A 25940-nucleotide genomic window follows, 5' to 3' on the forward strand; every position below is an offset into this window, starting at 1 on the left:
TTATTTGTTAGTCAAATTGATAAGATTTTTGAGTTTAGTTTTTGCATTACCGTTTAGAACATTTTCTTTAGCTACGTAATAGCATTCTTCAATACTAGACTCAATATCAGCAAGATAAAGTGCAACAGAAGAGTTTATTAATATAGAATGGAGTACTGACTTTTCTTCTTCTTCTGAAGGCTCTTTAACTAATTCAAAGGTATTGATAATTTTTCTAGCTGATTCTTTTGGAGAATTAACTACTAAGTATTTTGATTCATATCCTTTTTGAAAATCTATTGTTTCTTCCTTGAAATTATTTCTTGAATCGTATAATTTTGTTACGTTATCTATTTCAATTTCATCTGCTCCTGAATCGCCACTAACAGTTATTACTCTTTCTGAATTTAGAATCTTAGCTGCTTCTGCTAATTTTTTTGCAATATTATTATTCGTAGTTCCAATGATCTGTTTTTTTACACCAGCAGGATTTGTCAAAGGCCCTAGAAAATTAAAAATTGTTCTGATACCTATCTCACGTCTTAATGGAGCAGCAAATTTCATTGAAGGATGGAATGATTGAGCAAATATAAAAGTCAGGTCTATTTCATGTAAACACTTTTCTACTTTTTCGCTATCAATAAGAATATTTACACCTAATTCTTCAAGAACATCCGCTGATCCTGAATTACCTGACATAGCTCTGTTCCCATGTTTTGCGACAGGTATTCCTAATGAAGATATTAGAATTGCTGAAGCTGTAGAAATATTAAACCATTTCAAACCACTGCCACCAGTACCACATACATCAATAGCATTTGGTTTGGATTTTATTTTTACAGAAAATTCTCTCATAATTGAGGCCATACCGGCTATTTCTTCAGAAGTCTCTCCTTTTATAGCCATAGATGACATTAAGGCCCCAAATTGCGAAGCAAGAATTTTACCTGACATTATCTCTTTCATGCAAAATTTAGATTCTTCAAAGGTTAGATTTTTATTAGATGAAACTTTTTTAATTAAATCTATAATATTCATTTTATAAACTTATGAAATTTTTGAGTATATCTTTCCCATTCTCAGTTTCGATTGATTCAGGGTGGAATTGAACGCCTTCTATTGAGAGCTTTTTATGCCTTATTCCTTGGATTATTCCTGACTCACTTCTTGCTGAAATATCAAATTCATCTGATAAGGTGGCTTCTTCAATAATTAGTGAATGATATCTTACAGCATTAAATGGATTAGGTATGTTCTTAAATATACCCTTCTCATCGTGAGTGATAGAAGATTTTTTACCATGCATTATTTCTTTTGATTGAACAATATTTGCTCCATAAGTATTTCCTATGCATTGATGTCCTAAACACACTCCTAAAACAGGTATTTTAGTTGAAAAAAACTCTATCGCTTCTTTCGAAATTCCTGCATTTTCAGGATTCGAAGGTCCTGGAGAAACGACTAAATGACTAGGGTTATAATCTTCTATTTTTTCCGCTGTTGTTTTATCGTTTCTAATTACTAAAACATTTTGATTAAGTTCACTCAGAAATTGATATAAGTTGTAAGTAAAAGAATCGTAATTATCTAATAATATAATCATTCTAAATTGCTTTCCGCTTCATTTACCGATTTTATTAATGCCATCATTTTATTTAACGTCTCTTCATACTCATTTTCTACTTGAGAATCTGCAACAATTCCTCCACCTGCTTGGATGTATACTGTGCTATCTTTTAATACAAGTGTTCTAATTGCTATACATGTATCCATATTTCCATTATATGAGAAATATCCTACTCCTCCTGAATATGGACCTCTTTTTTCAGGTTCTAGATCGGATATAAGTTGCATTGCTCTAACCTTTGGAGCTCCTGAAACTGTGCCAGCAGGGAAAGCGGCCCTTAAGACATCGAATTCATCTAAATCATCTTTTAGTTCGCCTGTAACATTAGATACTATGTGCATAATATGAGAATATTTTTCAATTTCCATTTTTTGATTTACACTTACAGATCCTGGTTTTGAAACTCTTCCAACATCATTTCTGCCTAAATCCAGCAGCATTAAGTGTTCTGCTAATTCTTTTTCATCATTAATAAGCTCTTCAGCAATTGATTCATCTTCTATTGAATCTGATCCTCTTGGTCTTGTACCTGCTATAGGGTGAACACTAATTTGTTTATTGGAAGACTTAACCAGCAATTCTGGAGACGCTCCTAAGATATGAAAATCATCAAGATTTAGTAGAAACATGTATGGTGAAGGGTTTATTGTTCTTAAACATCTGTATATTTCTATTGCAGACGCTTTAGTTTTCTTTGATAATCTTTGAGAAAACACAACTTGTATAATTTCGCCTGAGTAAATATTTTCTATACATTTTTCGATAGCACTTTTATATTCTTCTTTAGTCATATTTTTTTGATATTCATCAACTAATTCATTATTAGATTTATCGGATGAATTATTGATATTTGAAATGTTATTAAATTTATCTGTAATGGGCTTTCTAATTTTTACGTAGATATCATCAATTTTTTTTTGAGATTCTAAAAAAACTTTTTCTAGATCAGAATTTTCTTCTATTTTTGCGTAATTTACTATAAAAATAGTCTGCTTAACATGATCAAAAACAACTAAAGAATCAGTAATAAGAAAAATGGATTCTGGTACTTCTAAATTAGATTTTTTTTTCTTTGTAACAGTATCCTCAAAATATGAAACAGTTTCGTAAGATAAATAGCCTACTGCTCCACCAGTAAAGACAGGCAACTCTTCAATTTCAGGTACCTTAAATGACTTAATTTCTTCTTTAACTATTTCTAAGGGATCAATTTCTCCATATTTTTCATTCTTCCCAGTTTTTATAACTTTTCTTGGGTTAGTTCCAATAATTGAATATCTAGCTAGATTTTCTCCACCGGTGATAGATTCTAGTAAAAATGAGTACTTGTTATCTGATAGTTTTATATAAATAGATAAAGGAGTTTCAAGATCAGCTCTAATTTCTTGATAAACCGGAATAAGATTATATTTTTTTGATTTTTCTATAAAATCATTAAATTTTGGAGAGTCTAACATATCTACCAAACTTTTTTATACGATGAGATTTTCATTTTATCACGTACAAGTTCCATAGTTTCATTAGCGATAATTCTAGCGTTTGAAACTCCATTATCCAAAGCATCTTCTACAAGATTAATATTATTCTCAAAATGAGCTCTTTTTTCTCTAATTGGTTCCAAGAAATCATTAAGAGTATTTGACAAATAGTTCTTGATTTCTACGTCTCCAATATTTCCAGTAGTATATCTTTCTTTAAATTCTTCTACTTTTTTATCATTTTCTGTAAAAGCATCAAGATATTGAAAAACCGGATTGCCTTCTATTTTTCCAGGTATATCAGCTCTAATTCTATTTGGATCTGTATACATACTTCTTACTTTTTTTTCTACAGACTCTTTAGTATCGGAAAGTAGAATTACATTTCCTTGACTCTTACTCATTTTCCCTTTTCCATCGATTCCAGAGAGCCTTCCAACTTTTCCTATCAAAGTTTCAGGTTCAGGGAAAACATAACCATACATATTATTGAATTTTCTAGCTATTTCACGTGACATTTCCAAATGTGGTGCCTGATCTTCTCCAACTGGAACTAGATGAGCTCTGGGTAAAAGTATGTCTGCAACTTGACTGATTGGGTAATTAAAAAAACCAGCACTTCTTCTTTCAACTGGAAGAGAATCCAGTTCTCCTTTGAGTGTAGGGTTTCTTTCTAGCATTCCTAAAGGTGTTACAAAGGATAGAAGCATTGATAATTCTGCATGTTCTGGTACGTAACTTTGTATTACAAAGTTTGATTTATCAGGGTCTAATCCAACTGATAGCCAATCAAGAGTCACATCTATCACTGATTTTTTTATAAGTTCTATATCATTGAAATGGTCTCCTAAAGCTTGATAGTCGGCTATTAAAAAATTGCAATCATATTCATTTTGAAGCGAAATCCAGTTATGTAGAGCTCCAACATAATGACCTAAATGCAATGCTCCAGTAGGCCTAATTCCTGTAAGTATTCTTTTTTTATTTCCCATTGATAATTATTTCTAGGTATCGTTATGTTAATTGTCTCCAATTTTCATCTAATTTTTCAAATATATTTTCATACTCTTTTACGTTATTTTTGAATTTATCAATTTTTTCAGACATGAATTTTATATTTTCTCTAACATGAGATAAATTTTTTGAACCTATGATCAATACATGAATTTCATTTCTTAAGAGAGAAAATGCCATTGATAGACCTATGGTATCAATATTACTTAAGTTGATTTCTAGTCTATCGGACATACTTAGAGCTCTATTAAAGTATTCTTCGTAGGCGCTTCCAAATGATTCGTGAGTTGCATTATTTTTATGATTTTTCACTCCTAATAAAGCTGCATTTCCTATGGGTCTTTTTGCAATTACTCCTAAATTTCTTGATTTAGCTTCTGATAAAATATTTTTCGTACGAGCTCTTTGATCAGCAATACTATAGCTAGTTTGAAGAGTATCAAATAGGTTCGATTTTACAGCCCACTCTGCAGCTTCATTATCACCGGAGTATCCAATAAACTTAGTTTTACCTTCTACTTTACAGTCTTGCAAGGCCCTAATTACGTCTCCTTGTTCTAAAAGATGAGTTTCACATGAATGTAATTGAACTAAATCTATAATATCTGTTTTTAGATTTTTTAAGCTTTTCTCTACAGAAGTTTTAATTTTTTCATAAGTCCATTCTGAATCTGGAGAAGTAGTTCTTCCTGTACCTGCTTTGGTTGCTAAGAAATATTCATCTCTTCGATGCCCTACTGATTTTCCTACAATTGACTCACTGTCAATATACATAGCAGCAGTATCTAAAAAATTTATACCATTATCAAGACTAAAGTTTAATATACTATCAGCTTCTTTATATCCATCAAATCCTAGTTGAAATCCTACTTGAGCTAAGCCTAAACCAAGTTTACTTACACTTATATCGGTTTTTCCAAATATATTATTTTCCATTTTCAATTCCTTTTTTAAACAAAATTGCAAAAAAAACATCCGTTTTTTTTGCAATTTGTACTAAATAAAAATATGTAAATTTCATAAAAAAACTATGAGCTAAATACGGCTTTGCCAATAATGAAAATGTTTATTTCACAAATGAGGTGTATACCTTGATTAGCAGATTTACCATTTTTCATAGTAATTAATTAGAGGTAAGACTCAGTCTGTTCCCTATTACCTTTCATGCCAATAAGCTTCCATTTAAACCTTTGGATAATTAACCATTGGTTATTTATAGTTTATATACTATTTCAAACTAAAATACTACTTTAGTAAAGTAAATAAATTAAAATAAATGAACTAAGATTTTATAAATTTCATCTTTTTAATATAAATTTTGATCATATATGAAATATAATTTATGGTAATCAAGAGGATAAAAATTTGAGTAATACTGAATCTGCATTAATAGAAATTGAAGACCTAAGGCAAATTGCCTTCAGCGATTTGGACAATGTAACTAATAGTGATGACTTAGAATCTTGGAGAATCAATTATCTGGGTCGAAATGGTAAATTATCATCACTAATGAAAGTCTTAACAACTATAACCAATGAAGAGAAAAGATTAGTGGGACCCAAGATAAATGAATTAAAAGTTATTCTTAACCAAAAGTTTTCAGATAGAAAAAATAAACTTATTCAAAATCTTACTCCAAATGATAATTTTGATAATTCATTACCTGGATTACTATTAGAAATGGGAAATTATCATCCAACAACTCTAATAATTCGAGAGATTTGTAATGCATTTGGATCCATGGGATTTGAAATTTTAGAAGGTAAAGAAATTGAAACTGAAAAGTACAATTTTGATTTATTGAATATACCATCTGACCATCCAGCAAGAGATCAATGGGATACAATTTGGCTTAATGCTTCTACAAATGGTGAGAAGCATCTTCTTAGAACTCATACATCCCCTATGCAGGCTAGGATTATGGAAAGAAAAGACCCTCCTATAAGAGTAGTTGTTCCTGGTAAATGCTATAGGTATGAAGCAACAGACGCAACTCATGAGTGGGAATTTCATCAAATTGAAGGTTTAGCAATTGATAAAAATATTTCTTTTTCAGAACTCAAAGGAACTTTATTTGAGATGGCTAGAAAAATTTTTGGTTCTGATCAAAAAGTTAGATTTAGATGCGACTTTTTCCCATTTGTTGAACCTGGAGTAGATATGTCTATTTTTTGGGATGGGAAATGGATTGAAATTTTGGGAGCTGGTATGGTGCATCCTAAAGTTCTAACTGGCGTAGGCTATGACCCTAATGAATTTAGTGGGTTCGCTTTTGGAATAGGTCCTGAGAGAGTCGCTATGTTAAAAAATAAAATTAAAGATATTAGGCACTTTCATGTAAATGATCTTAGATTCCTAAGTCAATTTGTAAAATAAATTATGAAACTTCCAATTAGTTGGTTAAAACAATACATAACTTTTAATAAATCAGATGAAGAGATTTCTGAAAATCTAACTATGATCGGAAATGAAGTTGAATCAGTTGAAATCAGAGGAAATATCAAAGGAGTAGTTGTGGCTACTATAAAAAATATCCGCTCTCACCCTAATGCAGACAAGCTTCAATTAGCACAAGTTTTTGATGGTAAAAAAGATCTCCAAATAGTATGTGGAGCCCCTAATATACGAGAAGGTCAAAAAATATTCTTAGCTACCATGGGTACTAAACTACCAAATGGTAAAGATTCCTTTATAGAAATAAAGAGATCTAAAATTAGAGGAGAAATATCTGAGGGAATGATCTGCTCAGAAAAAGAACTTGGAATAAGTGAAAATGATGATGGAATAATGGTCTTAGAGGATGATTTTCTAGTTGGGGATTCTATATCAAAGTATTTTGCAGAAACAGTATTTGATATTGATGTGACTCCTAATAGGGTTGATTGTCTATCAATTGTTGGCTTGGCAAGAGATTTATCGGCAAAATTTTCTAGTAAGGTGAATTTTGAGTATAAGAATAGCTATAAAATTGATAACTCTAATGGAATAGTTAATATTTTAGATAAACAAATATGTTCTAGATATTCTGGAGTAATCATAGATTCAGTTAAGATATCTGAATCTCCAGATTGGTTAAAATCAAGGCTTTTATCTATTGGTGAGAGGCCAATAAATAATATTGTAGATATAACTAATTTTGTAATGTTTGAGATGGGGCAACCTCTGCATGCATTTGATTTGTCAAAAATATATGGAAATAAGATATATGTAAGAAAATCAAAAAGTAAAGAAAAAATTACAACACTTGATGGAGAAAATAGGGAGCTACCTGAAAATAGTATTGTAATTGCAGATGAAAAAAACTCAATAGGATTAGCCGGAATAATGGGGGGATCAAATTCTGAGATAGATGATAAAACTACTAGTATTTTTTTAGAGTCAGCAAATTTTAATCCAAGTTTAATTAGAAATACTTCAAAAAGACTAAATCTTTCTACTGAAGCTTCTATCAGATTTGAAAGAAACTTAAATCCAGAACTTACTGAATATGCATTATCTAGAGCTATTGACCTTATACTCAAAATAGCAGGTGGAAAAATTAGAAATCATATTGAAGATATATATAAATATCCAAAAAATAACGAATCTATTATTTTGAGTAAAGAAAAAATAAAAAATCATTTAGGGCTAGAAATAGATGATGAAAAAATTAGCCAAACACTAGAAAACTTAGATTTTCAATTTGAGATAAATTCTGATAAATCTAAATGGTATGTAAATAAGCCATTTTGGAGATCAGATATTAATATTTCAGAGGATCTTCATGAAGAAATTGCAAGAATTATAGGTTATGATGAAATCCCTTTGTCATTTTTATCTGGACAAATTCCTAAATGGGAGCCCAATTTAGAATATGATACAAAAATTTTTTTGCAAGATATTCTTGTTGGAATAGGGTTAAGTGAAACAATTTCATACTCAGCTACATCAGAAAAATTAATTAAATTAACACCAGATATTCATAATAATGGAGATTTTATTAAATTAGATAATCCTATTTCTAATGAGCATTCATACTTAAGACAAAGCTTAATTCCCTCATTATTACTTAATGCTTCAAGGAACACACATAATTGGAAAAAACCTATAAAATTATTTGAAATTGGTAATGTATTCTTCAAAAATAAATCTGAAGTACATGAAAAAACAATGGTCTCTGGAATTTTAACTGGATATAGGAATGAATTAAATTGGAATAAAAAAGAAGAATATGTTGATTACTATGATGTAAAAGGAATAGTTGAGTTTATATCTAAGAAATTTAATATAGATATACAGACTAAAGATTATGATAGTCAAATATTTCTAAATAATAGGTCAGCAAAACTTTATAATAAAAAAATTGGAAAAGATATAGGATTTATTGGTGAAATATCATCTGAATTATTAGAAGATTTGGACTTTAATTTTAAGAATGCTTCTATATTTGAAATTGATTTAGGATTGATAATTAAATCCAAATCTGAATATAAATATGAAGAGTTCTCTAGTTTTCCATATGCTCTAAGAGACCTGTCGTTGATTGTAGATAAAAAGGTTAAGTATGAAGAAATAAAGAATATAATCTTATTAGATAAATACGCAGTTGATACCGTAATTATAGATTCATATGAGGGTAATGAAATTCCTCAAAATAAGAAGAGCATTTCTATAAGAATTAGTTATCAATCTTTTGAAAATACTTTATCATCAAAAAATCTAGATAAAATTGAAGGAAATATACTCTCTAAATTAAATAAACATTTAGATGCATATATAAGAGAATAGTCATAATGAATAATAAAATAAGGAAATCCCACTATCATGCAGATATGCTTTCTGTAGAAGAAGCAAGAGATAAAATATTATCTAAATTTTCTACTCTTGAACCAAAAAATATAGATATATTAGAATCTTTAGGTTGTGTTGTTTCTAAAGATATTATTTCGGATATAAATGTTCCTCCCTGGGATAACTCAGCTATGGATGGATATGCAATAATCAAATCCGATGTTGAGAAAGCTAATGATAAAAATATTGTTTATTTGAAAGTAATTGAAGAAATACCTGCAGGTTCAATGCCTGAATTAACTTTATCATCTGGACAAGCTTCAAGAATAATGACAGGAGCCCCTATACCTAGTGGCTCAAATGCTGTAGTTCCATTTGAAGATACTACAGAGTTAGAAAATACTGATAAGAATTCAATCGGGATAAAAATTAAAGTAGAAAATAATGAAAATATAAGAAAAAAAAGTGAAGACATAAAAGAAGGAGATGTGATTATAAATAAAGGCTCAATAATAACATCAGCAACTATTGGAATGTTAGCATCTATCGGTCTAAGTAAGGTTTCTGTAATAAGAAAACCAGTTATTGGTATATTGTCTACAGGAGACGAGCTAATTGAGCCAGGTGAAAAGAATCAATTAGGAAAGATCTATAATTCTAATACTTATACGTTATCATCGTTAGTAAATGAATATGGAGGAATTCCTTTAATTCAAAAACATGCTAAAGATCAAGTTGAAGATCTTGAAAAAAAACTTTCAAAACTAAAAAATGTGGATTTAATTGTGACATCTGCAGGAGTATCAAAAGGTGACTACGATATTGTTAAGGATGTTTTAGATAAAAATGGAGATATAAATCTTTGGTCAGTTAATATGCGCCCTGCCAAACCTCTTGCATTTGGAATTATAGATATTGAAGGTAAAAAAATTCCACTTTTAGGGGTACCAGGTAATCCTGTTAGTGCTATGATAGCTTTTGAAAAATTTGGTAGATATGCTATTGATAAAATGAAAGGTAAAGAGGTTAGGGATAGACCTATTATAAAAGCTATTTTAGACTCAGATATTATAAATCATGACGGCAGAAGATTGTATGCAAGAGTGAAAGTCTTTGTTGATAAAAATTCTAAAAAAACTATAGCAGTTCCTATAACGAATCAAAGTTCTGGTGTGTTGACTTCTATGCATGAGGCCAATGGCTTTGGAATATGTCCATCAGATATTGATATAATTAAGAGAGGTGAAAAAGTCGATGTTGAAATGTTTACCTGGAATGATGAAATTTCAGAAATACTAAATAATAAGGATTAGATTATGACAATAAATAATGAAAGTGCAATTGGATTAGAAAAATATCAAATAAATATTGAAAAATTTGCAGATTCAAATCTATCTTTTAATTTTTTGGTGATAGAAAAATTTTTCAATAATAATAAGAAAAAAAAAGAATTAATGAATATGTCTACAGATCAGATATATGATGAAATTGCTAAAATACAAAATGATACTGATGATTCTCAAGAAGATTTTCTCTTGAAAAAGTTTGTTCTTCCAGGAACTTCTTTAATTGAAGCAGTTTTTAGAATATTAATACTTAATCATAATAATCCTATGAGTATATCTGAAATGGAACAAAGCTTGAAAAAAGCTTGGGCTACTGTTATATATCTAAAGTCTTATACTAATGAAACAATTAGTACCATGCTTAATGTTAGTAATGAGTATTTTATTTCTCAGGTTGATTAACCTTTATATTTTCTAGATTCCTTCGATTGTTTGTAAGACCACTTAAAAAACAACACTGTTAAGGTTGCTATAAATATAGTATTTCCTGGTATCCACATAATTAGACCACCTATTTTTTGATCTTCTATCGCTGAAATGTTTAATAATCTAGGAATGTCGTCTCCATAAATAACTGAATCAGAAAGAGTTATAAAGGCCGCAACAACTGCAGTTGGGGTAACAGCTAGAAGTAAATATACAATTCTCATAGGAATTGAAATTTTCTTCGCTCCAATACTCAATCCGATTACAGGCCACCAAAATAATATTCCACTAATGAAAAAAGATAAGTGTTCAAAGTTATGAACTACAGGATATTCTAGAGCATAATTAAAAAAAATAGGAAGATGCCAAGTCCAAAGTGAAATAATATAAAAAATCAGACCAAATTTAGGAGAAGTGATTATATTAAGAATTTTTCTAAAAATCTTTTTAGGTCTAAGAAAATCTGCAAATCCAATTCTAATTATTCTTGGGAAAAACCATAAATTTGCAGAAAATAAAAGCCCGCTTAATATCAGAGGAGGAACCAACATAATTAGTATTAAGTGTTGAATCATATGAATCCAAAATGTATCTTCAAAAGCTGATATTGGTCCCACAAGTGAAAATATTAGAAGAATATAACCTAAAAAACCTCTATAAAATTTTATTTTTTGAATTTTATTTTTTGAAATAGATAAAAGTCTTACTGAGCCAATTATGTATATAAGAAATATGATTATAAGAAAATAGAAAAAATAAGAGCTATAATCCCATGAAGTTATAAATTCTGAAAATCCTATTTCTTTATTCAAAATAATTTTGTTCGTTAGTTGCCAAAACCATGAAAAGCAGAAAGGAATAAAAATAGAGTAAATATTATGATTCCTATAATCATGCAAGTTACAAAAACTGTAGAATACATTTTATTATCAAATCTTAGATGCATAAAAAATGCAACAACAAGAATAAATTTTACTAAAGAAAATCCTAACATAGCTGGAACAAGTAGGTATTTCAATGCTTCAACATCAAACCACCACACTTCTATGAGCGTTATTACTGCTAATATACCTGCAATTGTCCAGTAGTAACCAGGACCAGCATGACCCTTACCAGAAGTGATATATGTAAGAAAGTTTTTAGTAAAATTAATTAATCCTCCAAAAGGATGTTCTCGTGGAGGGTTTGATTCAGCTTCTGCTGTTTTAGGAATTTTCCACCAACCATTTCCGTCATGATGAAATAAATCTTTTAGTAACGACACTTTTCTTCTCCTATTTAGTGCCCTCCAGTCCATGGAACTCCACCGGGTGGAACCCCATCACCGGCGGTGATTAGGTATAATAATCCAAAAATAATAATCCATACTATATCAACAAAATGCCAGTATAAACCAGCTAATTCTAGATCGATGGCATTTTCGCTTGTAAGGTTGCCATTATATTCATTATAAAGTAAGAATGCCAACCAAAGAATACCTAGACTTACATGGGCTCCATGAAGACTAGTTAATGTGAAAAAAGTAGATCCAAATAAATTAACTTGCGGAGTCATACCAATATGAGCAAAATGTGAAAATTCATAAACTTGAAATCCCATAAAAATACAGCCCATTATTATTACTAGCCAAAGCCACAATTTTGCTAATCCTATTTTAGATTCTTTCAAATAATGTAAAGCAAGAACTACTCCAAGTGAACTCATTAATAGTACAAATGTACTAACTGAAGTGATAGGAATATCTAATGTATCCTCAGGATATGGCCCCACCAAGCTTTTATTTCTATAAGCCATAAAAGTTCCAATAAATGTCCCAAAAAACATAACATCAGAACCTAAAAATGCCCACATTAATAATTTTTTATTACTGACTCCAGTTGAATTATTTATTTCTTCACCGTGGTGAACTGTTATTCCTTCGCTTGACATTTAATGCGCTCCCTCATGAGGTTCGTTTACAGGCTCTGTACTCCATCCGATAGATCCCCAAAAGACTAAAATTAATCCTATTGTCACTAATGCATAGGAGTAAAGAACTCCCAATGCAGCAATTGACAAGCCTACACCAATAAAAAAGGGATAATATGACAAATCTGGCAAATGTATTTTTGATTCGTCAACACCTGTAGTGTCCTCAACTTGAGCAGAAGGTAGATTAGTTTTTTTAGGGCTACCTTCTAATAGTTCAGGATACTTTTTATACCACCAATCATCAATATGTTCGACTTTTGGTAACTCTACAAAATTATAGTGTGGAGGTGGTGAAGAAATTGACCATTCCAAAGTTCTTGCATCCCATGGGTCTCCTCCTGCAATAATCTTTCTTCTACTAGAGATATAAACATTTGCTAAAAATACTAAAATAGAAACTGCTATAAGGAAACCACCTGTAGTAGCAGCTAAATTAGATAATTCCCATCCCATATTTTCTGCATATGTATATATTCTTCTAGGCATTCCATCTAGTCCAACCCAGTGCATTGGAGCAAATTGAAGATTAAAGCCTATAAGCATCAGCACGAAGTTAATTTTTCCTATTTTTTCATCAAGAAACCAGCCAGTAAATTTTGGCCACCAAAAATATATACCTGAAAAAATCGCAAAAATAGCTCCACCAAACAAAACGTAATGGAAATGTGCAACCACATAATATGTATCTTGTTGCTGTGCATCAGAAGGTGAGACTGCATGGGTAACTCCTGAAAGTCCACCAATGGTAAACATAGCAATAAAGCCGATAGAAAATAACATAGATGTCGTAAACTTAATTGATCCTCCCCATAAAGTTGCAATCCAGTTAAATATTTTTACACCAGTAGGCACTGCAATAAGCATTGTGGAAATAGTAAAAGCTGTATTTGCCGCTGGGCCTAATCCTACTGTAAACATATGATGACTCCATACAAACCACCCCATAAATCCAATAATAGCTCCAGAAAATACTATAAAAGTATATCCAAATAAAGGCTTCCTTGAAAATGTTGGCAAAACTTCTGAAACAATACCCATGGCTGGAAGTATTAATATATATACTTCAGGATGACCAAAAAGCCAAAATATATGCTGCCAGAAGATAGGATCTCCACCTGCTTCTGAATTAAAGAAATTTGTTCCATATACTCTGTCAGCAGTCATCTGTATTCCTGCTACACCAAGAACTGGCAATGCTAGTACTATTAATATAGATGTAATAAATGTCATCCATGTGAATACTGGCATTCTCATAAGAGTCATTCCAGGAGCTCTCATATTGATAATTGTTACTATGAAATTTAAACCTGCAGCTATAGATGCTATACCTAATACATTTAACCCTAATACCCAGAATGTCATACCATTTCCAGGATTGAACTGAACTGTAGAATTGGGTGGGTATCCAAACCAACCACCATTTGGAGCTTCACCTGTAAACCAGCTCACATTCATAAGGATTGAACCAAATACAAATACCCATAAACTTAGAGCATTTAGTCTTGGAAATGCTACATCTCTAGCTCCAATTTGCAAAGGTATAAGCCAATTAAAGAAAGCAGCAGATAGAGGCATAACAACCAAGAAAACCATAGTTGTGCCATGCATAGTAAAGAGCTGATTATATAATTCAGGACTTATAATAGAGGCTTCTGCATGTGATAATTGAACTCTAATAAGTAAAGCTTCTATACCTCCCATAATGAACCAAAAAAAAGAAACAATACCATACATTGTTCCAATTTTTTTATGGTCAACAGTTCCAAGCCAGTACCACAAACCGCTATGAGCAGAAGGTCTAGGAAAAATTCTAGGAATTTGAAATTGTTTTGGCCCGGTTATACTACTCATAATATCCTCTTTAATCCTTATTGTATGTCGCCATAGATTCATCTGATGGCTTTAGACTTAATAAATACTTTGCAATCTGTTCAATTTCAATATCTGAAAGTTTATTTTCAGTTGTATAAATAGCGGCATGATTTTTCATTCTTGTTCCAATTTTTATACTATCAGGATTTTCTATCCACTTAACAAGATTTTCATAATTATTTTCTTGAAGACCTGCTCCTAGAGTAATTCTTCCTCCAAAGTGGGTAAGATTCGGAGCAGAAACTATAGCAGAATTTTCTTTATCTTTTTTCCACTCTTCCCATCGGTTATATTGAGAGTTAAGCTCCTTATGATATGCTGCTTTTTTATAGGAATCATAAGTATGACACATACTACAATTTCCTACAAAAAGTTTCCTTCCTTCATCTTCATCAGAACCACTCACAAGCTGCTGAGGAGGAGTTCTCATATACTCTAACCAGTTTTGATAATCTTCATTTGTATGTACAATAACCCTAAATCTCATCATTGCATGCGCAACACCACAAAATTCTGCACATTGACCGTAGTATAAGCCAGGGTTATCAGCTTTAATCCAAAGTTGGTTTTCATGGTTAGGAACCATATCAACTTTACCTGCAATTTTAGGGATCCAAAATGAATGTAAGACATCTTGAGATTCAATTTTGACAATAATATCAGTATCTTCTGGAATGTGTAGCTCATTAGAAGTTACTACTTCTTCAGAAGGATAGTTGAACTCAAACCACCACTGGTGACCAACTGCATTTATAACTAGAGATTCATCTTCATCAGGCATTACTTGAGTTTGCCAAATACCAATAACAGTTGGTATAGCAATAATCACAATTATTATCGCAGGAATAATAGTCCAAGTAATTTCAAGTTTTAGGTTACCATGAGTTTGTACAGGAAGGTCATCATTTTTTCTTCTGTACCTGAAAGTAACAAAAAGTATTGCTCCTTCAACAACTACAAAAACAATTACAGCTATCCAAAATGTAAATAAAAAAAGATTTTTCTGGATTTCAGATACAGGACCTTGCGCATCAAAGGTTGACTGAGGTCCTTCGGGGTTACATGCCATAAGTAGGGCTGATAATGCCATTACTGCTGACAAACTGAATATAAGTCTTATTCTTTTACTCAACATAAATTAATTTATTTTTAAAATTATTCCTGAAAATTTTTTTATTAATTATAATTGTAATATTTTTTTATCTCATTTAGACAGGAAAAATTATAGCATTTATTATGAATTATTGTAATTAAGTAAAAAAATATATGAAAATTTTAGTCGCGACCACTAATAAAGGTAAAGTTAAGGAGTTTCAAGACATATTTAATTCAAAATTTTTTTTTGAGATAGTAACCTTAAATGATCTAAAAATCTCTTCCGATGTAGAAGAAACTGGATCTACTTTTGAAAGAAATGCCGAAATTAAGGCAAAATACTATAATAAAATTTCTTCCTTACCCACAATTTCTGAAGACTCTGGTCTGGTAATAGAATCTCTTAATGGAGAACCTGGGGTTTATTCTGCAAGATATGGAGGCGCATCATTGAATGATGATGAAAGGCTTGATCTTGTTCTTAGAAAAATGCACAAAATTCCCAAAAATAAACGATCTGCTAAGTTTGTTTCAGTTATATGTGGAGTTGGTTTTATGAAAAATAAATTATTTTTTTCTAGAGGGGAATTAAGAGGCTACATTTCTTTTGAAAGAAAAGGTAAAAATGGTTTTGGATATGATCCAATTTTTTGTGCAAATAAAGATAATCATACTTTGGCATCTAAAACAACTGAGTATAAAAATTCAATTTCTCATAGAAGAAAATCTATTGAAATATTCTTAAGTAAACTAATTAAGGATAAAATAATTTAATATAGTTCTATATGAATATGAACATGCCTTTAGATAAATTAAATAGACCTGTCAAAGACCTAAGAATATCTGTAACTGATAGATGTAATTTTCGATGTACATATTGTATGCCGAAAGAAGTCTATGGTGAATCTTTTAAGTTTTTACCTAAAGAAGAATTATTAGATTTTGATGAAATTTTTAGAATCGCAGAATGCTTTGCTAAGCTTGGTGTTAATAAAATCAGACTAACTGGAGGAGAGCCTCTCGTACGAAGAAACATTGATCAACTAATAAGTAAATTATCTACAATTGATGAAATTGATGATATTGCTATGACCACAAATGCTTATCTTTTAGAATCAAAGCTAGATGCCTTAATTGATGCAGGGCTCAAGAGACTTACTGTGTCTCTTGACTCTATTGATGATAAAACATTTAAGAAAATGAGTGGACAGGATTTTGATGTAAATAAGGTGCTATCAGCTATAAATCAAGCAAATAAAAAAGGCTTTAAGAAAATAAAAATAAATTGTGTAATACAAAAAAATGTAAATGAACATTCAATACTTGATCTGCTAGATTATTTTAGAGATTCCGGGAATATAGTAAGGTTTATTGAATATATGGATGTAGGCAATCTAAATGGCTGGGAACTAAGAGATGTTCTTTCAATTACAGAAATACTAAAAATAATTGAAAAAAAGTATAAAGTCAAAAAAATTCCTCCAAACTATCAAGGTGAAGTAGCTAAGAGATTTTACCTTGAAGAATATTCAACTGAATTTGGATTTATATCGTCAGTTTCTCAACCTTTTTGTTCAACATGTACACGTGCTAGAATCACCATGGATGGAAAGCTTGTGACATGTTTGTTTGCGAATGCAGGATTTGATTTAAGAGAATCTATAAGAAAAGGTTGTTCAGATGAAGAATTAAAAGAATTAATTCGAAATATTTGGATAAAAAGAAAAGATAAATATTCTGAAATTAGAAATGAGTTGACCAAATCTAATTATAAAAAAATAGAAATGTTTCAACTCGGAGGATAATTTATGAATAATCAAGTATTAATCTTTTCAGATGGATCTTCTATAGGCAATCCAGGCCCAGGAGGCTTTGGAGTTATTATGCGATGGAAAGACAAGCAAATAAAAATCTCTGAAGGTTTTAGAAAAACTACAAATAATAGAATGGAGCTATTGGGCCCAATAATTGCTCTCAAAAAATTAAAAAGACCACAAAATATACTCATCACAACCGATTCAAGGTATGTAATAGATGGTATTGAAAAAGGTTGGGCTAAAAAGTGGAAAAAAAATAATTGGATGAGAGATAAAAAGAATAAAGCACTAAATTCAGATTTATGGGAATTACTAATAGATCAATGTGATTATCATCTTAGTGTAAGATTTAAGTGGGTTAAGGGACACAAAGGTCATCTAGAAAATGAAGAATGTGATTTATTAGCTAAAGATGCTGCTATGTCCAGTAATCTAAAAATCGACGAAATTTTTGAAATGAAAGAATTGGAATAATGGAACATAAAAACTTCTCACACATAGATAATGATGGGTCTGCAAATATGGTTGATATATCTTCAAAAAAAATATCTAAAAGAGAAGCTATCGCCTCTTCTGAAATAATTTTTAATAATGAAACCTACCTTATGATAAAAGATAATCAGATGACAAAAGGAAATGTGATTAATATAGCTCAACTTGCTGGAATAACAGCAAGTAAAAAAACTCATGATCTAATTCCACTATGTCATCAAATTCCAATTAATAAAGTTGATTTATCATTTGAATTTGATGATGCTAATAATAAAATTTCAATTATTTCTTATGTATCATCTGATTGGAAAACTGGAGTTGAGATGGAAGCCTTGGTTGCTGTTTCAGTAGCGAGTTTGACAATATATGATATGTGTAAATCTTTGGATAAGTCTATAATAATCAATAAAATCCAATTAGAGAAAAAAACTGGAGGAAAGTCAGGAACTTATATTAGGGATTAGATACTAGTTTTTTCAAAGTTTTTTGAACTTTTCATTATGATAAAATTTAAGTTTCAAGGTTTACCGATTATGAAATGCTAAGTATTTTTCGGTAACAATTGGCTACGTAGCTCAGGGGTTAGAGCGAGCGCTTCATAAGCGTTAGGCCGGTGGTTCAATTCCACCCGTAGCCACCAAAATAATAAAAGGGAATATATTATGAGTAAACCAAAAGTTGTTGTTACTAGGAAACAATTTGATTCAGAAATGAATAGATTGAGAGAAGTTTCTGAATTAACTATTATTGAACAAGATTATCTTCCTACTCAAGAAGAATTGAAAAATAAAGTGAAAGGTGCAACTGCGATATTTGTTCACATTAATGATGATATTAATGGAGAAATAATGGATGCTGCAGGGGGTTCACTAAAAATAATAGGTCAATTTGGAGTTGGTTATGATAATGTCGATGTAGATGCAGCTAGCAAAAGAAATATAGCAGTTGCAAACACTCCTGGTGTGTTGACAGAAACTACAGCTTCTTTCGCATTTACTCTTATGCAAGCTGCTGCTAGAAGAATTGCAGAATGTGACAGATTTGTAAGAGATGGCAAATGGAAGTATTTTGAACCTCTTGATTTATTAGGCTTCGATTTATCATCTTCAGTACTTGGAATCATTGGATTTGGAAGAATTGGGTCATACTTAGCTAAAATAGCTTCTGAAAATAATATGAAAGTTCTTTACTTTAATAGATCAAACCCTAAAGAAACTTATGGTGCTCAAAAAATCGATACTATGAAAGAACTATTAGAAAAATCTGACGTTGTATCTATACATTGCCCTCTAACACCAGAAACAAATAATTTGATATCAAAAAAAGAATTATCGTATATGAAAAAAAACTCTACCCTTATTAATACTGCTAGAGGTCCAATAGTAAATTTAGATGATTTATATCAATCATTATCAAAAAATGAGATTGCATATGCTGCACTTGATGTAACAGATCCTGAACCAATTAATATGGATCATCCAATTCTTCATTTAAATAATCTTACAATATTACCTCACATAGCCTCAGCAACTGTTGAAACTAGAAGAAAAATGTCAAAAATGACGGTTGATAACATAATTGAAGGGTTAAATTCAAAATTACCTACCTATTGTGTTAATTCTGAAGAAATTTCTTGGTGAGTTAATTTTTCTGTACAATCTTAATAAAAAACTATTTGCGCCTGTAACTCAGATGGATAGAGTGCAGCCCTGCGACGGCTGAAGTCGTGAGTTCGAGTCTCGCCAGGCGCGCCAGTGGAGGGAATAATGTCAATAAAATCAATAGAAATACGTGAAGATAATCTATTAGAAAATGGTAAAACCTTTGGAAATATAGGTCAATATAGAGAAATTAAGGGAATAGCAAAATTTATACTTGATCCCAACGATGAATATAATAAAAAGATTACTGATATAGAAAATATTTCAACTAATAACCAAGGATTAGTGGAATTTTCTTCAGATATCCATATTATGCTTCCTTTAGATTCAAGTAAATCTAATAAAAAAATTATTTATGACGTAAATAATAGAGGCAACAAAGTTATGCTATCTCAATTTAACTCAGCCTCTAGAGGGGTTATGGTTGCAGGAGTAGCTCCAGAAGATGATATTGGGAATGAATTCTTGATGCTAGAAGGCTATACATTAGTTTGGTGCGGTTGGTCTCACGATGCTCCTCCCATTAATGGAAAGTTAAGACTTTTCTCTAGTGAAATTGCAAAAGATGGGGAGCCAATTAGAGGAAAAATTTATTCCCAATTTCAACCTATGAAAGATGTAGATCAAATTATGTTAAGTGATAGAATGCATACCCCATATCCAGCAGTAGATACCAATGAAAAAGAAGCTATTTTAAGTTTTAAGAAATATCCAGATGATGATCCGATAGTTATTCCTCGAGATAAATGGAGATTTGCTTGGAATGATGGAAATGAGATTATAGATAACCCAAATTTCATATATATGTCGGATAAATTTAAAGCAGGAATCATGTACCAAGTTTCATATAATGCTTATGGAGCAAAACCTACAGGATTAGGTTTAGCTGCAACTAGGGATCTTGTAGCTTATCTTAGGTATTCAGATAATCCTGATAATCCGACTAATGGAGATATTGAGCAGGCTTTTGCATTTGGAGTTTCTCAAAGTGGTAGATTCTTGAGGCAATTCATTTATCTAGATTTTAATTTTGATAATTTAGGCAGAGAAGTATTTGATGGAATTATGCCACATGTTGCAGGTGGAATGAGAGGAGAATTTAACCAAAGATTTGGTCAAGCTTCTAAAGATTTGCCCTCCGTAATATCTCAACTCTATCCTGCTGCATCAATTATTACAGATGATATAGAAGGATCGTCTCATGATGGCCTTATGGAAAAATTTAAAGAAAGAAAATCAAAATCAAAAGTTTTTTTTGTTAATACAGGTGCAGAATATTGGAGGGGAGATGCTTCATTAATTCACACTTCTGCAGATGGTAAAAAAGATTTAGAATCTAATGAAAACTCAAGGGTTTATCATCTTTCTTCTTGTATGCATGGACCAGGTGTATGGCCTCCTACGGATACTCAAGAAGCTGATGGCATGAGAGGTCAAAATTACTTAAATTCCATAGATTATACTCCCTTAATGAGAGCCCTTCTAATTAATTTAGATAAATGGGCTTCTGAAGGAGTAGAACCTCCTGATAGCTCTCATCCAAAAGTTAGTGACGGAACTGCTGTTGACCCTAATTCTCTTAGAGAAAAATATTCTAAAATTCCTATTAATTTTCCTGAACATTTTTCTTTTCCTAGAAAAATGAATTTTGGTTCAAATGAGGATATTATTGAAACAATTCCACCGACTCATGGTGAAAAATACTCATCAATTGTTTCAGATGTAGATGAAGATGGGAATGAAATTGCAGGAATAAGGCACCCAGATGTACAGGTGCCATTAGCAACTTCTACTCCTTGGAATCTCAGACATCCTGATGTAGGAGCTCCTTACCAAATAATTGGGTTAACTGGTGGCCCTCGAGGTGCTACTGTTCCTTTACCAAAAGAAAAAAAAGATGATGATTCAAGATTATCAATTTCTGAAAGATATTCTTCTAAGGACGATTATTTAGAAAAAATATCTAATTATTCTAAAGAATTAATAAAACAAAGATTTTTATTAGATTTTGATCTGGAGAATATTCTTAGTAGATCTGAAGAAAGATGGGATTATTTCAACAAATAATATCTAGATTAAAATATAATAAGTAGAGTAAATAATTTGAGGGAAATATGTGTGGTATTTTTGGTTGTGTAGGTGAAAAAGATGTTTCAAGTCTAATAATTAAGGGATTGAAACGACTAGAATATAGGGGTTATGACTCTGCAGGTTTATGTCTTGAGATAGATAGTGGTAATTTTGAGATATTAAAATCATCTAATTCAAATTATCCAGTGGATGTTCTTAATAAATCTTTAGAAAAATCAAAAATAAGCTCAAATGCTGGAATTGGGCACACACGATGGGCTACCCATGGTCCAATTAACAATATTAATACACATCCACATTTTTCTTACAGTAAAAATATTTCCATTGTTCATAACGGAATAGTAGAAAATTATGACTTTCTAAGTAAATTCTTAGTAAGAAAAGGGGTTGAAATAAACAGTCAGACTGATTCTGAATTAATTGCTCATTTGGTTGATTTAATGTTGTGTAGCAAGGGCGATTTACAATCGGCGATTTTTTCTGTTGCTAATATGCTTGAAGGAAATAATACAGTTGCGCTTATGAGTAAAGAAATCCCAAAAACTATTTTTGGCTTTACTACAAATTTGTCAGGTGGGTTAGTTGTTGGTGAAAAAGATAATTATCGCTTTCTAAGTAGTGACTCTTATGCTCTGGAAAATTTTTGTGATTCAGTCAGCTTTACTAGTAAAGATGATCTTGTAATTATTTCAAATAATACTCTAAAAATAATAGATCAAAATAATTTAGCTACCTCTCCTAAAAATATAAATCTAATTAAGGATAAGAAAGATAATAATCATGAAATTAAAGATTTACAAACAAATTTTATAATTGAAAAAGAGATATCAGAGCAAGATATTACCTTGAAAAAATTAATCACAAAAAGAATCCTAGATAAACCACAAGAAGCCTTCCCTGAAATAAACCGCCATAGATTATTATCATCAAGAAAAATAATTTTTACGGGTATGGGTTCTTCTTATCATGCTGCTCAATATGGGTCTTTACTTTTTGAAGATTTGCTTGAAATTGATACAAAGGTTGAATTTTCATCGGAGCTAAAAAATAAAAAAATAATTTCTCCAGACCAAACTACTGTTTTTGCTATTACTCAATCAGGAGAAACAGCAGATACCATTGAAGCCATAAGAAATGCTAAACATCAAGGTGCATATGTAGTTTCAATTGTTGAGGAATCAAATAGTAAAGCTGCTATTAATTCTGATTCATATTTACTTTTAGAAACTGGTAAAGAAATTTCAGTTGCTGCGACAAAAACTTTTTCTTCTACTTTATTAATGTGTAACTCTATTTGTATTTATCTTGCAAGCTTGTTAGACAAAAATAATAACCTTGTCACTAAACTTAAAGAAGATTTTATGAAGATAGATAGTAACATCCAAAAAGTTCTTGATTGTTGCGATTATGATTATCTCAAAGTCTCTAAATTTATTTCAGATAGTGAAAAGGTTTTTTTTATAGGAAAAAATTTATCTTTTCCAATAGTAAATGAAGGTTCATTGAAAATTCAAGAAATTTCTAAAATAAACTCTAACTCATTCATAGAAGGAGAGTTGAAACATGGCCCCAATGCTTTATTAGATAAAAAATCAACAATTATTTCTTTAATAGGCCCTGATGAAAATATTAAGAAATCTATAAGTTCTCTTAGAGAGATTGCTTCTAGAAACGCAAATATTATTACAATCAGTTTTGTTGAAAATAGTGAAATACAAGAGTTATCAAATTATAATTTTGTTATAGAAAACAACAATAAATATATATTTCCAATTTTATCTGTTATACCTTTGCAGAAATTAGCATTTATGTCAGCTTTGAATCTAGGATTAGATCCAGATAGACCTCAAAATCTGGCCAAAACAGTAACTGTTGAATAGATTTACCAATCTACATTAAAGTCTCTAACAGCATTTCTCCAAAAAATATCTTCAAGTTGATCATTACTTAATTCACAAATTATTGAAGCTTGTTTCATTGCAATTAATTGTTCATAAATACAAAGTATCGGCCTATTTTTTGTATGAGAAAAAGTAAGAGAAGGAAGATTATCCGTCTCAACCTGTTGGTGTGCATGACCATATGCTGTATAAGCTCCATGGAAAGACACAGATTCTACAGCATCACTTCCGTAGAAAATTCTTTTATGATCTTCATTATTAAATAGAGTAATATATGGCCTTATATCTGTAACTGCAGATAAGTCGTACCAAATATTTGGCAGATTCTTTAATGTGTCTACACCTTGTTGTATTGGTCTGTAGGTAAATGATCTTGCTATATGTGCAAGAATCCATTTAATATTAGGATATCTTTTTGTAGTAAACTCTGTTAAGTCATTTAGATTTTTTTCATCACCACCTCCGTCTTCTCTAGACAAATGTAATGTAACCCAAAGTCCCAGCTCATTTGCTAATTCTAATTGTTCATGAGGTAGATATTCTTCTATAGTGCAATTTGCCATATCACCTGTAACTGAATACATTCTATAAACTTTTAATCCTTGAAATCCTTTATTTTTTATATCGTATTCAATATCTTCTAAGGAATCAGAAGGAGTAGTTAGTCTATGCGATTTAGTAAATTTATTATCCTTAAGTTCATTAAATAACCAATCATTATATTCATTTATTCTTGTACCTAAAGCTGGTCTTCCTAAAATTAAGTTATTTACATCTCTATTTGGAAAAACGGTTTTTTGCCAACCTCTTATACCTTCAAAATCAGCATCAGGAAATACATCTTTATGCTCACTAGAATCGTCTATTAGGCTATTATTAAGCATATGAGCGTGACAATCATAGATTCTTTTTGGTACCCACTCTTCTAATTCTTCATACCAAAATTCTTTATCGTAATCTCTATAATCAATTAATTTTGAAGTCATAATTTTACCCTTATTTTACGATTTATTTAAAATTTTATTCCTAAATAAATATAAAACAACTAAACAAACAGTAATTATGCTTATGATTAGGATGATTATTCTTAAGCTAGATTCTTCTTGTTTTATTTCAAGACTTTCTTTTATGTCAGGTTTATCTTCAATGGAAGAAGTCTTTGAGTACCAAGATTGTATACCACTTGAACCTAATTCAACAGTATCTCCTGAAGAATATTTTCTATTGAAAATTTCTTTATATCCTACAGAAAAAACAAATCTACAATTTTTATTAGACTTAACTATAATTCGTGCACTTTTATGATTATAGTTTGTATCTTTATATGTGATTACCCTTATAAGATTCATTCTGCTATATGGTTCATAAAACCCAATTCTTTCATAAGATAAAAATTGCATTTCATCTTTAGATTCAGTTATAAGTCTTACTTCTGGTAGTTCTGTTGGAGAAAATATATTTTCTGGAGATTTATCTGGTATAAGAATGCTGAATTGTAAAATAGGTGCTGAAAAACCTTTCAGATCAAAAATTATTTCTTCTTGATCAGATAAAAATTCACCATAGTAGGCATGTGATACTGTTGCATCAGATAATTCTATAATTGTCTGATCTGTGGAGTTTTTTATTTCGTAGGGCTGATGAGCATAAATTTCATCAGTAGATACAATAAAAAAAGAAGTTAAAATTGCAGATACTATAAAAAATCTTTTCATTTTATTATTTTCTGGTGGGCGATGAGGGACTCGAACCCCCGACCCCCTCGGTGTAAACGAGGTGCTCTAGCCAACTGAGCTAATCGCCCTTAATAAATATAATTTTACCAGTAATAATTACATTTGAAGTGAGATAGCCAATATTTTTTCTAGAAATAATTTGTATTATAAATTTTCTAAAAAAACATTAAATCCTACTTAGTTAAGAACCAAGAAACAAAAATAACCAATAAAAATAAGGTAACTAAAATAATTAGAGCTTTGGCAATAGATTTATTCATCTATGTAATCGCAGCCGTAATTTGTTATTTCAATTATTTTTATTTTGAAAGAGCTATTTTTTGGTACTTCAAATGTGTCGCCAGATTTCATAGTTATCCATTCTGATGAATTAGAGATTAATACTTCTAGCTCTCCAGATATTATTTCCATTATTTCTTTTTGCTCTGTATTGAATTCATATTCACCTTTTTGCATAATACCTAAGGTTTTTTTCAAACCATTTGGCAGTGAAATTGACATACTCACAACCTTGCCTTCAAAGTATATATTAGCTTCTTTTTGTACTGTCACATTATTAAGTTCAGTCATATTTTCCCTTTTCAAGAACATATATTAAAATTTTACATCAACCAATGGTCTTATTATTAATTATGAGTATCCTAACTAATCCCCTTTTTATAAA

At 30.7% G+C, this 25940-nt stretch carries 24 protein-coding genes and 3 tRNA genes; 13 read left to right on the top strand and 14 right to left on the bottom strand.

Features of this window, described 5'->3' with window-relative positions:
* The 5 genes from trpD to MK083_04090 are packed head-to-tail and all read right to left on the bottom strand — an operon-like array spanning position 1 to position 5034.
* Positions 1–1017, bottom strand: a complete 1017-nt coding sequence (gene trpD, locus MK083_04070; protein ID MCH2673631.1) for an anthranilate phosphoribosyltransferase — start codon at positions 1015–1017, stop codon at positions 1–3.
* A gap of 1 nt (position 1018) precedes the next feature.
* Complete coding sequence (locus MK083_04075) at positions 1019–1582, bottom strand: aminodeoxychorismate/anthranilate synthase component II (protein MCH2673632.1); 564 nt, start codon at positions 1580–1582, stop codon at positions 1019–1021.
* A complete protein-coding gene (gene trpE / locus MK083_04080) occupies positions 1579–3063 on the bottom strand; it encodes an anthranilate synthase component I (GenBank protein ID MCH2673633.1) in 1485 nt (494 codons plus the stop codon). Before trpE ends, MK083_04075 begins: the two co-directional genes overlap by 4 nt.
* A gap of 2 nt (positions 3064–3065) precedes the next feature.
* Positions 3066–4076, bottom strand: coding sequence for a tryptophan--tRNA ligase (gene trpS / locus MK083_04085; protein ID MCH2673634.1), 1011 nt, complete (start codon positions 4074–4076; stop codon positions 3066–3068).
* 22 nt (positions 4077–4098) lie between these two features.
* Positions 4099–5034 carry an aldo/keto reductase gene (locus tag MK083_04090; protein MCH2673635.1) on the bottom strand — a complete coding sequence of 312 codons (936 nt, stop codon included), beginning with the start codon at positions 5032–5034 and terminating at the stop codon, positions 4099–4101.
* Between the two features lie 429 nt (positions 5035–5463).
* Here MK083_04090 and pheS point away from each other — a divergent pair, with 429 nt between their 5' ends.
* The 4 genes from pheS to MK083_04110 are packed head-to-tail and all read left to right on the top strand — an operon-like array spanning position 5464 to position 10616.
* Complete coding sequence (gene pheS, locus MK083_04095; protein MCH2673636.1) at positions 5464–6474, top strand: phenylalanine--tRNA ligase subunit alpha; 1011 nt, start codon at positions 5464–5466, stop codon at positions 6472–6474.
* A gap of 3 nt (positions 6475–6477) precedes the next feature.
* Positions 6478–8865 carry a phenylalanine--tRNA ligase subunit beta gene (gene pheT, locus MK083_04100; protein ID MCH2673637.1) on the top strand — a complete coding sequence of 796 codons (2388 nt, stop codon included), beginning with the start codon at positions 6478–6480 and terminating at the stop codon, positions 8863–8865.
* A 5-nt stretch (positions 8866–8870) separates the two neighbouring features.
* Positions 8871–10181: a molybdopterin molybdotransferase MoeA gene (locus MK083_04105; protein ID MCH2673638.1), complete on the top strand. Its 1311-nt coding sequence runs from the start codon at positions 8871–8873 to the stop codon at positions 10179–10181.
* Between the two features lie 3 nt (positions 10182–10184).
* Positions 10185–10616, top strand: a complete 432-nt coding sequence (locus MK083_04110; protein MCH2673639.1) for a hypothetical protein — start codon at positions 10185–10187, stop codon at positions 10614–10616.
* Here the strand turns inward: MK083_04110 and MK083_04115 are convergent.
* The 5 genes from MK083_04115 to coxB are packed head-to-tail and all read right to left on the bottom strand — an operon-like array spanning position 10613 to position 15618.
* Positions 10613–11452, bottom strand: a complete 840-nt coding sequence (locus tag MK083_04115; protein MCH2673640.1) for a cytochrome c oxidase assembly protein — start codon at positions 11450–11452, stop codon at positions 10613–10615. The two genes, MK083_04110 and MK083_04115, sit on opposite strands and share 4 nt — an antisense overlap.
* Before the next feature lie 14 nt (positions 11453–11466).
* Positions 11467–11904, bottom strand: coding sequence for a cytochrome C oxidase subunit IV family protein (locus MK083_04120; protein ID MCH2673641.1), 438 nt, complete (start codon positions 11902–11904; stop codon positions 11467–11469).
* A gap of 14 nt (positions 11905–11918) precedes the next feature.
* A complete protein-coding gene (locus MK083_04125; GenBank protein ID MCH2673642.1) occupies positions 11919–12569 on the bottom strand; it encodes a cytochrome c oxidase subunit 3 in 651 nt (216 codons plus the stop codon).
* On the bottom strand, positions 12570–14462 hold the full coding sequence (gene ctaD / locus MK083_04130; protein ID MCH2673643.1) for a cytochrome c oxidase subunit I: 1893 nt from the start codon (positions 14460–14462) through the stop codon (positions 12570–12572). It lies immediately after the preceding gene.
* A 10-nt stretch (positions 14463–14472) separates the two neighbouring features.
* Positions 14473–15618: a cytochrome c oxidase subunit II gene (gene coxB, locus MK083_04135; GenBank protein MCH2673644.1), complete on the bottom strand. Its 1146-nt coding sequence runs from the start codon at positions 15616–15618 to the stop codon at positions 14473–14475.
* Between the two features lie 131 nt (positions 15619–15749).
* On the opposite strand from coxB, the gene rdgB reads away from it, so the two are divergent.
* From rdgB to glmS, 9 genes are all read left to right on the top strand, one after another.
* Positions 15750–16352 (top strand): RdgB/HAM1 family non-canonical purine NTP pyrophosphatase, encoded by a 603-nt coding sequence (gene rdgB, locus MK083_04140; GenBank protein ID MCH2673645.1) that lies wholly within the window; start codon positions 15750–15752, stop codon positions 16350–16352.
* 17 nt (positions 16353–16369) lie between these two features.
* Positions 16370–17383, top strand: coding sequence for a GTP 3',8-cyclase MoaA (moaA, locus tag MK083_04145; GenBank protein MCH2673646.1), 1014 nt, complete (start codon positions 16370–16372; stop codon positions 17381–17383).
* A 3-nt stretch (positions 17384–17386) separates the two neighbouring features.
* Positions 17387–17869 carry a ribonuclease HI gene (rnhA, locus tag MK083_04150; GenBank protein MCH2673647.1) on the top strand — a complete coding sequence of 161 codons (483 nt, stop codon included), beginning with the start codon at positions 17387–17389 and terminating at the stop codon, positions 17867–17869.
* A complete protein-coding gene (moaC, locus tag MK083_04155) occupies positions 17869–18351 on the top strand; it encodes a cyclic pyranopterin monophosphate synthase MoaC (protein ID MCH2673648.1) in 483 nt (160 codons plus the stop codon). Before rnhA ends, moaC begins: the two co-directional genes overlap by 1 nt.
* Before the next feature lie 100 nt (positions 18352–18451).
* Positions 18452–18527 (top strand) — tRNA-Met (locus MK083_04160).
* Between the two features lie 22 nt (positions 18528–18549).
* Positions 18550–19527 (top strand): D-glycerate dehydrogenase, encoded by a 978-nt coding sequence (locus tag MK083_04165; protein ID MCH2673649.1) that lies wholly within the window; start codon positions 18550–18552, stop codon positions 19525–19527.
* 37 nt (positions 19528–19564) lie between these two features.
* A tRNA-Arg gene (locus MK083_04170) sits at positions 19565–19641 on the top strand.
* A gap of 12 nt (positions 19642–19653) precedes the next feature.
* A complete protein-coding gene (locus tag MK083_04175) occupies positions 19654–21615 on the top strand; it encodes a hypothetical protein (protein MCH2673650.1) in 1962 nt (653 codons plus the stop codon).
* A 47-nt stretch (positions 21616–21662) separates the two neighbouring features.
* Entirely contained in the window at positions 21663–23519 is a 1857-nt protein-coding gene (gene glmS / locus MK083_04180) for a glutamine--fructose-6-phosphate transaminase (isomerizing) (protein MCH2673651.1), read from the top strand.
* Between the two features lie 2 nt (positions 23520–23521).
* Here the strand turns inward: glmS and MK083_04185 are convergent, their stop codons facing one another.
* The 4 genes from MK083_04185 to MK083_04200 all read right to left on the bottom strand — a co-directional run bounded on the left by MK083_04185 (position 23522) and on the right by MK083_04200 (position 25846).
* Positions 23522–24526, bottom strand: coding sequence for an amidohydrolase (locus MK083_04185; GenBank protein ID MCH2673652.1), 1005 nt, complete (start codon positions 24524–24526; stop codon positions 23522–23524).
* Positions 24527–24541: 15 nt separating this feature from the next.
* Positions 24542–25255 (bottom strand): hypothetical protein, encoded by a 714-nt coding sequence (locus MK083_04190; protein MCH2673653.1) that lies wholly within the window; start codon positions 25253–25255, stop codon positions 24542–24544.
* Between the two features lie 12 nt (positions 25256–25267).
* A tRNA-Val gene (locus tag MK083_04195) sits at positions 25268–25344 on the bottom strand.
* A gap of 184 nt (positions 25345–25528) precedes the next feature.
* Positions 25529–25846 (bottom strand): pyrimidine/purine nucleoside phosphorylase, encoded by a 318-nt coding sequence (locus MK083_04200; protein ID MCH2673654.1) that lies wholly within the window; start codon positions 25844–25846, stop codon positions 25529–25531.
* Positions 25847–25940: the final 94 nt, after the last annotated feature.

It is taken from the genome of Dehalococcoidia bacterium, assembly GCA_022451965.1.
Classification (GTDB): Bacteria; Chloroflexota; Dehalococcoidia; order Lucifugimonadales; family Lucifugimonadaceae; genus TMED-70.

What these genes read in the sequence shown, in the direction of transcription:
- trpS (MCH2673634.1), bottom strand. Translation starts at nt 4,076, where the DNA reads ATGGGAAATAAAAAAAGAATACTTACAGGAATTAGGCCTACTGGAGCA.
- MK083_04105 (MCH2673638.1), top strand. Translation starts at nt 8,871, where the DNA reads ATGAATAATAAAATAAGGAAATCCCACTATCATGCAGATATGCTTTCT.
- pheT (MCH2673637.1), top strand. Translation starts at nt 6,478, where the DNA reads ATGAAACTTCCAATTAGTTGGTTAAAACAATACATAACTTTTAATAAA.
- MK083_04190 (MCH2673653.1), bottom strand. Translation starts at nt 25,255, where the DNA reads ATGAAAAGATTTTTTATAGTATCTGCAATTTTAACTTCTTTTTTTATT.
- trpE (MCH2673633.1), bottom strand. Translation starts at nt 3,063, where the DNA reads ATGTTAGACTCTCCAAAATTTAATGATTTTATAGAAAAATCAAAAAAA.
- MK083_04075 (MCH2673632.1), bottom strand. Translation starts at nt 1,582, where the DNA reads ATGATTATATTATTAGATAATTACGATTCTTTTACTTACAACTTATAT.
- MK083_04090 (MCH2673635.1), bottom strand. Translation starts at nt 5,034, where the DNA reads ATGGAAAATAATATATTTGGAAAAACCGATATAAGTGTAAGTAAACTT.
- MK083_04175 (MCH2673650.1), top strand. Translation starts at nt 19,654, where the DNA reads ATGTCAATAAAATCAATAGAAATACGTGAAGATAATCTATTAGAAAAT.
- MK083_04110 (MCH2673639.1), top strand. Translation starts at nt 10,185, where the DNA reads ATGACAATAAATAATGAAAGTGCAATTGGATTAGAAAAATATCAAATA.
- rdgB (MCH2673645.1), top strand. Translation starts at nt 15,750, where the DNA reads ATGAAAATTTTAGTCGCGACCACTAATAAAGGTAAAGTTAAGGAGTTT.
- ctaD (MCH2673643.1), bottom strand. Translation starts at nt 14,462, where the DNA reads ATGAGTAGTATAACCGGGCCAAAACAATTTCAAATTCCTAGAATTTTT.
- MK083_04125 (MCH2673642.1), bottom strand. Translation starts at nt 12,569, where the DNA reads ATGTCAAGCGAAGGAATAACAGTTCACCACGGTGAAGAAATAAATAAT.
- moaA (MCH2673646.1), top strand. Translation starts at nt 16,370, where the DNA reads ATGAACATGCCTTTAGATAAATTAAATAGACCTGTCAAAGACCTAAGA.
- coxB (MCH2673644.1), bottom strand. Translation starts at nt 15,618, where the DNA reads ATGTTGAGTAAAAGAATAAGACTTATATTCAGTTTGTCAGCAGTAATG.
- MK083_04185 (MCH2673652.1), bottom strand. Translation starts at nt 24,526, where the DNA reads ATGACTTCAAAATTAATTGATTATAGAGATTACGATAAAGAATTTTGG.
- rnhA (MCH2673647.1), top strand. Translation starts at nt 17,387, where the DNA reads ATGAATAATCAAGTATTAATCTTTTCAGATGGATCTTCTATAGGCAAT.
- MK083_04165 (MCH2673649.1), top strand. Translation starts at nt 18,550, where the DNA reads ATGAGTAAACCAAAAGTTGTTGTTACTAGGAAACAATTTGATTCAGAA.
- glmS (MCH2673651.1), top strand. Translation starts at nt 21,663, where the DNA reads ATGTGTGGTATTTTTGGTTGTGTAGGTGAAAAAGATGTTTCAAGTCTA.
- trpD (MCH2673631.1), bottom strand. Translation starts at nt 1,017, where the DNA reads ATGAATATTATAGATTTAATTAAAAAAGTTTCATCTAATAAAAATCTA.
- MK083_04200 (MCH2673654.1), bottom strand. Translation starts at nt 25,846, where the DNA reads ATGACTGAACTTAATAATGTGACAGTACAAAAAGAAGCTAATATATAC.
- moaC (MCH2673648.1), top strand. Translation starts at nt 17,869, where the DNA reads ATGGAACATAAAAACTTCTCACACATAGATAATGATGGGTCTGCAAAT.